At 59.2% G+C, this 12,630-nt stretch carries 11 protein-coding genes; 7 read left to right on the top strand and 4 right to left on the bottom strand.

What is annotated here, in order from left to right; genetic code table 11:
• The 4 genes from PL599_RS04880 to PL599_RS04865 all read right to left on the bottom strand — a co-directional run bounded on the left by PL599_RS04880 (nucleotide 1) and on the right by PL599_RS04865 (nucleotide 4,041).
• Nucleotides 1-783, bottom strand: a complete 783-nt coding sequence (locus PL599_RS04880; protein ID WP_077981641.1) for an ABC transporter permease — start codon at nucleotides 781-783, stop codon at nucleotides 1-3.
• A complete protein-coding gene (locus tag PL599_RS04875; protein WP_077981642.1) occupies nucleotides 780-1,664 on the bottom strand; it encodes an ABC transporter permease in 885 nt (294 codons plus the stop codon). Before PL599_RS04875 ends, PL599_RS04880 begins: the two co-directional genes overlap by 4 nt.
• A 101-nt stretch (nucleotides 1,665-1,765) precedes the next feature.
• Nucleotides 1,766-2,872 carry an ABC transporter substrate-binding protein gene (locus PL599_RS04870; protein WP_077981643.1) on the bottom strand — a complete coding sequence of 369 codons (1,107 nt, stop codon included), beginning with the start codon at nucleotides 2,870-2,872 and terminating at the stop codon, nucleotides 1,766-1,768.
• Between the two features lie 290 nt (nucleotides 2,873-3,162).
• The gene (locus tag PL599_RS04865; protein WP_077981760.1) at nucleotides 3,163-4,041 is read right to left on the bottom strand and encodes a MurR/RpiR family transcriptional regulator; all 879 of its coding nucleotides are present in this window, start codon (nucleotides 4,039-4,041) and stop codon (nucleotides 3,163-3,165) included.
• Between the two features lie 175 nt (nucleotides 4,042-4,216).
• On the opposite strand from PL599_RS04865, the gene PL599_RS04860 reads away from it, so the two are divergent.
• The 7 genes from PL599_RS04860 (at nucleotide 4,217) to PL599_RS04830 (ending at nucleotide 12,600) form a co-directional block, all read left to right on the top strand.
• A complete protein-coding gene (locus PL599_RS04860; protein ID WP_077981644.1) occupies nucleotides 4,217-4,990 on the top strand; it encodes an N-formylglutamate amidohydrolase in 774 nt (257 codons plus the stop codon).
• A gap of 224 nt (nucleotides 4,991-5,214) precedes the next feature.
• Nucleotides 5,215-6,729, top strand: coding sequence for an amino acid permease (locus tag PL599_RS04855; RefSeq protein WP_142911642.1), 1,515 nt, complete (start codon nucleotides 5,215-5,217; stop codon nucleotides 6,727-6,729).
• A gap of 63 nt (nucleotides 6,730-6,792) precedes the next feature.
• The gene (locus PL599_RS04850) at nucleotides 6,793-8,157 is read left to right on the top strand and encodes a glutamine synthetase family protein (RefSeq protein ID WP_269823679.1); all 1,365 of its coding nucleotides are present in this window, start codon (nucleotides 6,793-6,795) and stop codon (nucleotides 8,155-8,157) included.
• A gap of 18 nt (nucleotides 8,158-8,175) precedes the next feature.
• Complete coding sequence (locus PL599_RS04845; RefSeq protein ID WP_269823678.1) at nucleotides 8,176-9,564, top strand: aldehyde dehydrogenase family protein; 1,389 nt, start codon at nucleotides 8,176-8,178, stop codon at nucleotides 9,562-9,564.
• Nucleotides 9,561-10,706, top strand: coding sequence for an iron-containing alcohol dehydrogenase (locus PL599_RS04840; RefSeq protein WP_137410714.1), 1,146 nt, complete (start codon nucleotides 9,561-9,563; stop codon nucleotides 10,704-10,706). The genes PL599_RS04845 and PL599_RS04840 overlap by 4 nt, the downstream gene beginning before the upstream one ends.
• Nucleotides 10,707-11,091: 385 nt before the next feature.
• The gene (locus PL599_RS04835; protein ID WP_269823677.1) at nucleotides 11,092-11,808 is read left to right on the top strand and encodes a ParA family protein; all 717 of its coding nucleotides are present in this window, start codon (nucleotides 11,092-11,094) and stop codon (nucleotides 11,806-11,808) included.
• Between the two features lie 144 nt (nucleotides 11,809-11,952).
• On the top strand, nucleotides 11,953-12,600 hold the full coding sequence (locus PL599_RS04830) for a TetR/AcrR family transcriptional regulator (protein ID WP_269823676.1): 648 nt from the start codon (nucleotides 11,953-11,955) through the stop codon (nucleotides 12,598-12,600).
• Nucleotides 12,601-12,630 lie beyond the last annotated feature (30 nt).

The following is a 12,630-nucleotide window of genomic DNA, read 5'->3' as shown; positions in this document are numbered from 1 at the left end:
TCAGGCCTTGGGAGGCGCGCCCTTCTGATAGCGTGAAACGAGTTGGATCAGGCCCAGGCAACCCCAGGTGATGCCGAAGGAAATCACGGCAAGTGCGGCCGGTTCATAGGCGCGGTTGGCGCCGAGCAGCTGCATGTAGGGGCCGAAGGCCGGGCGGTTCAAAAGGGCCGCCATGGTGAATTCACCGATGACGATGGCGAAGGTCAGGAAGGCGCCCGACAGCACGGCGACCAGTACATTGGGCAGAATGATGCGCGACAGGATGGTGGTCCATCCCGCGCCGAGGCTCTGCGCCGCTTCGGTCAGCGTCGCCACATCGATGGTCCTGAGACCGGTATCGACGGCGCGGTACATATAGGGCAGGGCAAGCGTCGCATAACCGAACATCAAAAGCAGGTTGGTGCCGAAACTTGTTCCCGTCAGCGGCAGCCAGCTGGAGGTGTTGTAAAGCCGGATGTAACCAAAGACGATGACGATTGCCGGGATGACCAGCGGCAGAAGCGTGATGAATTCGATATAGGGCCGCAGGCCTGGCAGTTTCAGACGCACCCAATAGGCGGTTGGCACCACCAGCAGAACCCCGAAGACGATGGTGAACAGCGCCATCACCACCGAATAGCTGAAAGTCTCCTGAAAGCGCGGATCGCCCAGCACTTTTGCATAGGCGTCGAAGGAATATTCGGCGCGCCGCATTTTTAGCGAGAAGTTGGTCATGCCGATCAGCGGCAGGGCGAAATAGAGCAGGCCGAAGACCAGCGCGCCCCAGGCGAAGAAACGCTTCATTTCAGCCACCTTTCACTGCGGGCGCGCAGCCAGATATAAAGTGCATTGGCGATGCCGGTCACGACGATCATGCCAAAGGCGAGCGCGTAACCAAGATGCGGATTGCCAAGAACGTCGCCGCGGATCTGTGCAAAAAGCAGGATCGGCACGATATTGAGCGAGGAGCCGGTCAGCGCAATAGCGGTTGCGACGGCGCCGAAGGCGTTGGCGAAAAGCAACGACATGGTCCCAAGCAGCGACGGCAAAAGGATGGGGAAAGCCACCATGCGCCAATATTGCAGGCCTGTTGCGCCGAGGATTTCCGCAGCCTCGCGCCATTCGCGTTTCAGTCCGTCCAACGCAGGTGTGATGATGAGGATCATCAGCGGTATCTGGAAAAACAGATAGGTGACGGTGAGGCCCCAGAAGGACAGGATGTTGAAACCGAGGAGCCTCAGATCGATGCCGATCTGCGTCTTGAGGAAAACGGTGAGGAGGCCGACCGGCCCGAGCGTGGCGATGAAGGCGAAGGCGAGAGGCACGCCGGCGAATTGCGAGGCAACGCCGGAAAAGGTCAGAAGCGGTCCGCGAATGCCTTGCGGCAGGCCGCCCAGCACCACGGCGGCGGCGACGGCAAAACCGATCAGGCAACCCAGTGCCGCCGAAGCGAGGCTGATCTTGATCGAAATCCAGTAGGCCGCCAGAATGGAGGAGGTGAAAAGCCCACCGATATTGTCCAGCGTGAAGCTGCCATCTGCATGCTGGAATGCGCCAATGACGATCTTCATCGTCGGCAGGATCAAAAACAGCAGAACAAAAACGGCAAAAGGAAGAACGCCAATCCAGTGCAGCGGCAGCTTTCTGCCCGCGTCGGATGGTCCGCCGGTGTTGGTTGATGGCATGCTTGTCCCCAAACGCCGTTTTCAAACGGTCTGTATATAAAGGTCTACATCATAAAAGAAGCACCCCGGCTTTTGGTCGGCCGGGGTGCATTTTCAACAGTTTACTTCACGTTCGCGCCGACAACGCTGTCCCAGCCGCCGGTCACGGCAGCCTTGTTGGCGTCGACTTCCTCGAGTGTCGGGAAGATGGCCTTTTCATAGGCTGCTGCCGGCGGCAGGCTGTCGATCAGTTCCTGCGGAACCTTGCCGGCCTTGACCATGGCGTTGAAGCGGATCGGGTGGCAATAACCCTTCAGCCAGCCGAGCTGACCGTCGTCGGAATAGAGATGCTCCATCCACAGCTTTGCAGCGTTCGGATGCGGCGCGTAAGCGGAAATGCCCTGAACGTAGACGCCGGCCAGAACACCCTTCTCAGGAACGACAACTTCCGTTGGCGGGTTGTCATTCAGCGTCTTCTTCCAGGAAAGGGCGTTATAATCCCAAGCGACGATGATCGGGGTCGCGCCCTGCGCCAGCGTGCCAGCCTTGCCGATGACCGGAAGGAAGTTGCCTGCCTTGTTGAGGTCGGCGAAATACTTCAGGCCGGCTTCACCGGCTTCCTTGCCAGACTTTGCGCCGGTGGAAAGACCGGCGGCCAGAACGCCGAGGATGGCCTGGTTGGAAGCGCGCGGATCGCCCGCGAGCGCTACCTGCCCGGAATATTCCGGCTTCTGCAGGTCGGCCCAGTCCTTCGGAGCGTTATTGACGAGGTCCTTGTTCACGAAGAAGGACATCACGCCGTAATAGTCGCCGTACCAGTAGCCTTCAGGATCCTTGACGTTGTCGGGAATTTCGTCCCAGGTGGAGACCTTGTAGGGCTGCAGCAGGCCTTCGGCCTTCATCTGCGGGCCGAAGGCGAGGCCGACATCGATGACGTCAGGCGCCTGCGGGCCCTTATTGTCCTTGTTGGCCTTCACCGCTTCCACTTCATCGGCGGAGCCGGCGTCGGGGTTCAGTTCGTTGACGGTGATTTCCGGATATTTCGCCTTGAAGGCGGCAATCACGTCGCCGTAACCGCACCAGTCGTGCGGCAGCGCGATCGTTGTCAGCATGCCTTCCTTCTTGGCGGCGGCGATCAATTCGGCGCTCGGCTCAGCGGCGGCGATGGCGGTGGACGCGATGACCAGCGCAGTGGTCGTAGCAAGCAGTCGGCGGCAGTGAGAGATCACTTTTTTCTCCTCTTCGTGTTCTCATATTGCGGACGCTGATACGGATTCTCGATGAAGCTAATGTGACGGCTGGATTGCAATCTATTTATCCGGATTCCGTCACTTTACGCCCCTTTTCCGCCATCGTCAGGCTTTTTTGCCTGCAATTGCGGGAGTATCCTTTCATTATCCGTGGTGGCCAAATGTGTTCCCCAGCGTGGTTTTTATCCTGTTTTATCGTGCTGGCAGCGATGACAGGTATCCAATCAGCGTGCGGCATCCGCGTCAAGCAAGTTGCCGGCTATGTAGTTTCATGTTTTGTCCGGCCTGCGGAACAACCGGGTCTGTTCGAACAGGCCTTCCAGTGCATTCATGCGTTCCCTGGTTTCATCCCAGGCGCCGTTCTGGACCGCTTCGATCAGCGCTTCGACCACAAACAGCGTGACGACCGAGGAATCCCATGCTGAGGGCGCTTCGATCCTGACGCGGAAAATGTGCAACGCGTGGCGCGCCACCGGCGATGTCCATTGATCGGTGAAGAGAATGATCTGCACACCGTTCGCCTTGGCCACTTCGGCCAGCGTCGTCATGTCGTGCTCGTAGCGGCGGATGTCGAAAATAACCAGCACGTCGCCGGCGCTCATGTTCAACATATATTGCGGCCAGGCGCTGGAATTGGACGACATCAGCGTCGTTTTCGGCCGGATCACCTGCATGTGGGTGAAGAAATATTCGGCGATTGCACCGGTAATGCGCCCGCCGACGAAATAGATGCTGCGCTTGCGGTCGGAGAGCAGCGCTGCGGCATTGTCGAAGACGGCGGTGTCGAGATCGCTCAGCGTGTCGCGCAGATTGCCGGTGATGGCATCGGCGAAACGGTTGAGAATGTGCAGGCCCGGCGCATTGGTTGCCCAGCGGTCATGTTTGGCGACGGGGCCGGAGATCGTCGCCTCCAGCTCCTGATGCAGATGCGCCTGAAATTCGGGATAGCCCTTATATCCGAGCTTCTGCACCATGCGCGCCACCGTCGGTGTGGAAACACCGGCATTTTCCGCAATGGTGGTGATGCTGCCGAGGCCGGAAACGGGGTAGTTGCCGAGCAGGCTCTCTGCCAGCCGTTTTTCCGAACGGGTCAGTGCGTCGTAATGGGCATGGATGACATCCGACACGGTCGCCGTCGTGCTGCGCAAATTTTTCCCCTTCCGGTCTTCTGCCGGTACATGGCTAAAATAAACATCCGCGCCCGCTATCGAGTCAATGGGAAAATGAAGAGAAAATTTCAAAATTCCATTTGACACTCGCGATAATGTGAAGAATTCTTTTCGACATTGACGGAGCGACGGGGTTTCCGGGCGGGGTTCGTGCATGACGGTGCGGTCACGGTTTTTCACAGAAGCGGAAGGGCAGGCCGTCGGCATCGAGAATGCGGCGGCGAAGGGCGACGTCCTCCTCGTCTGCGAACATGCGTCCGCTGCCATGCCACAAAAATACGGAACATTGGGCCTTTCGCCGGAGGTGCTTTCGAGCCATGTGGCCTGGGATCCGGGCGCTCTGGCAGTTGCCCGGCTGCTTTCGGAAAAGTTTGACGCCACGCTTGTCTACCAGCGGTTTTCGCGCCTCGTCTATGATTGCAACCGGCCGCCCGAATCGCCTTCCGCCATGCCGGTGAAAAGCGAAATTTACGATATTCCCGGCAATTTCGATCTCAGCGAAGCGGAGCGGTTCGCCCGCACCTCCGCGCTTTATGTGCCGTTTCATGACCGGGTGAGCGAGATCATCGCCGCGCGGCAGGCGGCCGGCCGTAAAGTGGTGGTGGTGACCATCCACAGTTTCACGCCGGTTTATCACGGCCGGTTCCGAAAGGTTGAGATCGGCATCCTGCACGATGCCGACAGCCGTCTTGCGGATGCGATGCTGGCGGGCGCGGAAGGCTGCTCGCTCACGGTCAATCGCAACGATCCCTATGGCCCGGAAGACGGCGTGACGCATACGCTGCGACTGCATGCGCTGCCGGACGGGCTTTTGAACGTCATGATCGAGATCCGCAACGATCTCATCAGCAGTGAAGGAGAACAGGCGGAAATCGCCGGGGTTCTCCATGAGCTTATGGGGAAGGCGCTCTCATCAATCGATGAGTGAGGGAGCTATGGCCGGCCGATGGTGAAAACACCGGGGCTGGCCGATAGATAAGACTGCCGCCATTTTATAAAAACCGGCCATGCAGCCGAAAAAACAAAGCGGCAAGGGAACAGCAAGTGCGTGCGGCCAATCGCGGGAGACACCCGGGTGAAGCCGGAAACTGGGGCACAATCGGCCAATAATGGCTGACTGGCTTGTTTTTTTCTTATTCAGGAGAGAAGGGCATGGACAGTTCATCGTCAGGCGTCAGCTACAAGAAGGCTGATGCATCCTATTTCGAAAAACGCGGACTATCCCGTTATGCGGGCGTATGGTCGCTCTGGGCGCTTGGCGTCGGCGCGGTCATTTCCGGGCATTTTTCCGGATGGAATTTCGGCTTTTCCACCGGCGGCTGGGGCGGCATGCTGGTGGCAGGCATCATCATCGCCATCATGTATCTCGGGCTGACATTTTCGATTGCCGAAATGAGCCCGGCCCTGCCGCATACGGGTGCGGCCTATTCCTTCGCCCGCACGGCCATGGGGCCATGGGGCGGCTTCATCACCGGGCTTTGCGAAAATGTCGAATATGTGCTGACGCCGGCGGTCGTCGTCACCTTCATCACGGCCTATGTGAACTCCATTCTCGGCCTCGATCCGGCCTATTCACCTTTCGTGTGGATCGTTTTTTATGCGATTTTCCTCGGGCTCAACGTCTTCGGACTTGAGCTTTCCTTCAAGGTGACACTGGTCATCACGCTGATTTCGCTTGCCGTTCTGGTGTTCTTCTGGATCAGCGCCATTCCCAACATCGATTTTTCGCGTTTTGCGCTCAACATCGGTGTCGGACCTGACGGCAAGGCGGTGGAACTGCCGGAGGGTGGCGGTTCCTTCTTCCCCTTCGGTTTTTCGGGCGTTCTCGCCACGCTGCCTTTCGCGGTCTGGCTGTTTCTCGCCATCGAGCAGTTGCCGCTGGCGGCTGAGGAATCCGTCGATCCGAAACGCGACATGCCGAAGGGAATCATCCTTGGTATGGTTACGCTGATGGTTTCGGCCTTCATGATCGTGCTGCTCAACCCGTCGCTGCCGGGCGTCGGCGCCTTCCATCTCAGCTCGTCGCTTGAGCCGCTTTTGGACGGTTTCAAGGCGATCTATGGCGATGGCGGCGTGGTGGTGCTCGGTCTCGTGGCTCTGACGGGCCTTATCGCCAGCTTCCATACGATCCTTTATGCGCAGGGCCGCCAGATTTATTCGTTGTCGCGTGCGGGTTATTTCCCGACCGTGCTGTCCATCACCCACTCGAAATACCGCACGCCATACGTGGCCAATATCACCGGCGCCATAGTCGGGCTCGCGGTCATGCTGGTCATCTGGTTCTCGCTGGGTGCGGAACAGGGCGGCAGCATCATCGGCAGCGTGCTTTTGAACATGGCCGTGTTTGGCGCGATGTTCTCTTACATCATGCAGGCGATTTCCTTCATCCTGCTCAGAAAGAACCTGCCGCATATCGAGCGGCCGTTCCGGTCGCCCTTCGGTATTCCGGGTGCGGTGCTGACGATCATCATCGCCATCGTCACGCTGCTTTACCAGATCCAGGATCCGAACTTCACGAAGGGCGTGCTCTGGGTTGCCGTCTGGTTTGCTGTGGCGATTGCCTATTTCGGCCTCGTCGGTCGTCATCGCCTCATCCTGTCGCCGGAGGAGGAATTCGCGCTGGAGCACAAGCAGGCTGCCATGGCAGCGGCGGCTGCAAAGGCCTGATGCTCAAACAAACGGGCGGCCTTACACGGCCGCCCGGTCACGACAATAAAGGGAACGGATAAAATGACGAGCTATACATTCGACGCGCTTAAGATGGATGTCGCCGAGGGGCGCATCGACACGGTTCTGGCCTGCCTTGTGGACATGCAGGGGCGTCTGATGGGCAAACGGTTCCAGGCCGAATTCTTCGTCGAAAGCGCCTATGAAGAAACCCATAGCTGTAATTACGTGCTTGCAACCGACATGGAGATGGAAACCGTTCCCGGCTACAAATCCTCCAGCTGGGAAAAGGGTTACGGCGATTATGTGCTGAAACCCGATCTCTCGACGTTGCGGCGTGTGCCATGGCTGGAAGGCACGGCACTGGTTCTATGCGACGTGCTCGATCATCACACCCATGAAGAAGTGCCGCATTCGCCGCGCGCGCTGTTGAAAAAGCAGGTGGCGCGGCTTGAGGCGATGGGGCTGAAGGCCTTTATGGCGACGGAACTGGAATTCTTCCTGTTCGACCAGACTTTCGACGCGGCGCGCGCCAGCGGTTATAAAGACCTGAACCTCGCCAGCGGTTATAATGAGGATTACCATATCTTCCAGACGACCAAGGAAGAAGACGTCATGCGGGCGTTGCGCAAGGGCCTGCAGGGTGCGGGAATTCCGGTCGAGAATTCCAAGGGCGAGGCCTCTGCCGGCCAGGCGGAAATCAATGTGCGTTATGCCGAGGCGCTGACCATGGCCGACCGGCACGCCATCATCAAGAACGCCACCAAGGAGATCGCCTGGTCGAAGGGCAAGGCGGTGACGTTCCTTGCCAAGTGGAACTACAATGCTGCCGGCAGTTCTTCGCATATCCACCAGTCGCTGTGGAGCCTGGATGGCAAGCCCGCTTTCCTCGACAAGGACGCCGAGCATGGCATGTCGCAGTTGATGCGGCACTATGTTGCCGGGCTTCTCGCCCATGCCAGCGAGATCACCTATTTCCTGGCGCCCTATATCAATTCCTACAAACGTTTCATGGCCGGTACTTTTGCGCCCACCAAGGCGATCTGGAGCCTCGACAACCGTACCGCCGGATATCGTCTCTGCGGCGAGGGAACGAAGGGCATCCGCATCGAATGCCGCGTCGGCGGTTCCGATCTCAATCCCTATCTCGCCATGGCGGCTTTGCTTGCGGCGGGCATTGACGGCATCGAAAATAAACTCGAACTTGAGCCCGCTTTTGTCGGCGACGCCTATGGCGGCAAGGACGTGCGCGAGATACCCAAGACATTGCGTGACGCCACCGCCTTTTTGGACGGATCGACAATGCTGCGCAACGCCTTTGGCGACGATGTGATCGATCATTACGTCCGCGCCGGGGCGTGGGAACAGGAAGAATACGACCGCCGCGTGACCGACTGGGAAGTGGCGCGCGGTTTCGAACGAGCCTAATCATTACGGGAAAACATCATGACCATGATCCAGAATATCTCGCCCATCGACGGCTCGGTTTATGCCGAACGGGAGGCGATGTCGCTGGAGGCGGCGCGGGCCGCCGTTTCGAAAGCGCGCCAGGCGCAGAAAGACTGGGCTCGACGCCCGCTTGAGGACCGCGTTCAGCTGGTTCTGAAGGGTGTCGCGCGACTCAATGAAATGGTGGCGGAGGTGGTGCCCGAACTGGCGCATATGATGGGCCGTCCGGTGCGTTATGGCGGCGAATTCAAGGGCTTTAACGAGCGCTCCAACTATGTCGCCTCTATTGCCGCCGATGCGCTGGCGCCGCTCGTCATAGAGGAAAGCGGCAATTTCGAACGCCGCATCGAGCGTGAGGCGCATGGCGTCGTCTTCGTCATCGCGCCGTGGAACTATCCTTACATGACGGCGATCAACACCGTGGCGCCCGCTTTGATGGCCGGCAATACGGTCGTCATCAAGCATGCGGCGCAGACGCTGCTGGTGGGCGAGCGCATGGTGCGGGCCTTTGTGGAGGCTGGTGTGCCTGACGATGTCTTCATCAATGTCTTCCTCGACCACGGTACGACCTCGGCGCTGATTTCCGAGGGCCTGTTCAATTTCGTCAATTTCACCGGTTCGGTGGAAGGCGGTCGCGCCATCGAGCGCGCCGCTGCCGGCACCTTCACCGGTCTCGGGCTTGAACTCGGCGGCAAGGATCCCGGTTACGTCATGGAGGATGCCGACCTCGATGCCGCCGTCGATACGCTGATGGATGGTGCGACCTATAATTCCGGGCAATGCTGCTGCGGCATCGAGCGTATCTACGTCAATGAAAACCTCTATGACGCCTTTGTCGAGAAGTCGGTCGCGTGGGTTTCCAATTACAAGCTCGGCAATCCGCTGGAACAGGAAACGACGCTCGGGCCGATGGCCAACAAGCGTTTTGCCAAGGTGGTGCGGGCGCAGGTGGCCGATGCCGTCTCGAAGGGGGCCAAAGCACTGGTCGATCCGAAGCTATTCCCTGCCGATGATGGCGAAAGCGCGTACGTCGCGCCGCAAGTCCTCGTCAATGTCGATCATTCCATGGAGTTCATGACCGAAGAAACCTTCGGCCCGGCGGTCGGCATTATGAAGGTGAAGAACGATGACGAAGCCATCGCGCTGATGAATGACAGCAAATACGGGCTGACCGCTTCGCTCTGGACGCAGGATGCCGCCCGCGCCGGGCGCATCGGCCGCGAAATCGAAACCGGCACCGTGTTCATGAACCGCGCTGATTATCTCGACCCGGCGCTTTGCTGGACCGGTGTGAAGGAAACGGGCCGTGGCGGTTCACTTTCCGTCCTCGGTTTCCAGAACCTGACCCGCCCGAAATCCTACCATCTGAAGAAAGTCACGAAATGAATATCGTCGCCAACTGGAGCTACCCCACCGCCGTCAAGCTTGGCCGTGGCCGGATCAAGGAACTGGCGGAAGCCTGCAAGACGCTCGGCATCAGGAAGCCGCTGCTCGTGACGGATCGCGGCCTTGCCAATATGGCGATCACCGCGCATGCGCTCGACGTGCTGGAAGAGGCGGGTCTCGGCCGGGCGATCTTTGCCGAGGTCGATCCAAACCCGAACGAAATCAACATGGAAGCCGGCGTGAAGGCCTATCGCGATGGCGGCCATGACGGTGTCGTCGCCTTCGGCGGCGGCTCGGGCCTCGATCTCGGCAAGACCATCGCCTTCATGGCCGGGCAGACGCGCCCGGTGTGGGATTTCGAGGATATCGGCGACTGGTGGACCCGGGCGGACGCTTCCAAGATTGCGCCTATCGTTGCCGTTCCGACGACGGCGGGCACGGGTTCGGAAGTCGGCCGCGCCAGCGTCATCACCAATTCGCAGACGCATGTGAAGAAGATCATCTTCCATCCGAAGCTGTTGCCGGGCGTCGTCATCTGCGATCCGGAACTGACGGTCGGCATGCCGAAGGTCATCACGGCAGGCACCGGCATGGATGCCTTCGCCCATTGCCTCGAAGCCTATTCGTCGCCGTTCTTCCATCCGATGAGCGCCGGTGTGGCACTGGAGGGCCTACGGCTCGTCAAGGAATTCCTGCCGCGCGCCTATAAGGACGGCACCGATATCGAAGCCCGCACCAATATGATGGCGGCGGCGGCGATGGGGGCGGTTGCCTTCCAGAAGGGTCTCGGCGCCATCCATTCGCTCTCGCACCCGATCGGCGCTGTCTACAACACCCATCATGGCATGACCAATGCCGTCGTCATGCCGGCGGTGCTGCGGTTCAACCGCCCGGCCATCGAAGACAAGATTGCCCGCGCGGCCGCCTATCTCGGCATTTCCGGCGGCTTCGACGGCTTCTATGATTATGTGCTGGAGCTTCGCAGGGAACTCGGCGTGCCGGAGAATCTCACCGCCATGGGCATCAAGCCGGATCGCATCGACGAACTGGCGGCGGAAGCGATCAAGGATCCGAGCTGCGGTGGCAATCCGGTGCCGATGACGCTCGAGAATACGAAGAAGTTGTTCGAGGACTGCTTCTGAATAAAGACTTAGCATTCGCCGGGCTTTTAAGGGTCGAGCGGGTGCCGCGTGTTTCTTCTCCCCGCCGGGGAGAAGGAAGGTCGCGGCAGCGGGATGAGGGGGCGAGGGTAGAGATATACCGAGAGCCGGCCCCCTCATCCGACCCGTCGGGCCACCTTCTCCCCGGCGGGGAGAAGAAATGAGCGGCAATGTCGTGTCCTGCATTAGGACAGCCAAGATACTGCCTGCATTTCATGAAGCCCGCGATAGCAATCGCGGGCTTTTTGTTGCGCCGGATAACCGTTCTTAGCCTTTTATTAACCCTGTTCGTTAAGATTATGGAAAGCACCATGAAGACGTCGGTGCGTGAATGAGCATGAAACGGCTCTGACCAACAGGGGGTATCATGTCAGTCATCACTTTTGCCAATACCAAGGGCGGTGCCGGGAAAACCACGGCCGTGCTGCTTCTGGCAACCGAACTGGCCCGCAGCGGCCATCGCGTGACGGTTCTGGATGCCGATCCGCAATTGTGGATTTCCCGGTGGTACGATCTGTCCGGTTCGGTAGAAAATCTGGCGGTGATTTCGCATGTGACGATGGCTTCGCTTGAGGCGCACATTCGCGAGAACCGGGCCAATACCGACTGTTTCATCATCGATTTGCCAGGCGCGAAAACGCCGCTTCTGACCATGGCGCTTGGTATCTCCGATCATGTGCTGATCCCGGTTCAGGGCTCGGCCATGGATGCCCGGGGTGCTGCTGAAGTGCTCGATCACATCGAATTCCTGAACCGCAGGATGGGCAAGGAGATCGCCCATTCCATCGTGCTGACGCGGGTGAACGCCATGGTGGCGACGCGTTCGCTCTTGCTCGTCAAGATGCTGCTGGCGGAAAAAAACGTCTCCGTGCTCAACACGGCGATCGTCGAGCGGGCGGCCTATCGCGATATTTTCGATTATGGCGGCACGCTTCTCTGTCTGGATGGCAAGAAGGTCAGCAACATCGACAAGGCGGTTGAAAATGCGGCGGCCTTTGCCGAGGAAGTCATCAGTCTCCTGCCGAAAAGACTTCCAAGGCGCGTTGCGCATCTGGCGCGTTTGGTGACCCGCAGGGCTGCCTGACTCGGTTTTGCGATTCCCCGCTCGTTGCAGGGAGAATGCGACTTTGGATGAAATTGGCTTCCCGCAAAATGTGGAGGAGAGGCGCCGTTAAGAGGCGCTTCCTACGGCCTCCTCACGGCGCGAAATTTTTCGCTTGATTTGGAAATGATCGTTTCCTATATTCCGCTCATGAGCAATTTCAGCCAGTCCAATTCCCCGGAACAGCGTCATCGCGGCCGGCCGCGCGAGTTCGATCTCGATCGTGCGCTTGACGGCGCGATCCGTGTCTTTTCCCGGCGCGGTTACCACGCCACCTCGGTCGGTGATCTCACCGATGCGATGGAACTGGCGCAGGGCAGTCTCTACAAGGCATTCAAGGACAAGAAGGCTGTCTTCATCGCCACGATGGAGCGCTACAGGATCGTGCAGACCGAGCGTTTCGAAGCGGCAGTGGCCGGCTTCGAGACCGGTTATGAGCGTTTGAGGGCGGGGCTGATGTTTTATGCCGAACGATCCCATGGCGGTGTAGGTTCGGACGGGTGTCTGGTGGTTGGTGCCGCTGCCGATCTGGCCGCCCTGGATGACGACATTGCCGTCGTGGTCGAGCGGGCCGTGAAGGCGAGGGAACGGATCGTCGCCCGCATCATCACCGAAGGGCAGAAGGATGGTTCAGTGCAGTCGAAGGCCGACCCGGATGATCTCGCCCGGGCGATGCTGTGCATGATGTACGGCATGCGCGTGGTGGGAAAAACCGGGCGCAGCCTCAAGGACATGGTGGCCGTGGTGGATATAGCCATGAAGCTTGCCGATTGATTTTGTGACTATTTAGGAAACATTCGTTTC

The organism is Agrobacterium sp. ST15.16.055 (assembly GCF_027956555.1).
GTDB lineage: Bacteria > Pseudomonadota > Alphaproteobacteria > Rhizobiales > Rhizobiaceae > Agrobacterium > Agrobacterium salinitolerans.
Note: the sequence above shows the minus strand (reverse complement) of the source record. Positions and strands in the feature narration are given on the sequence as shown.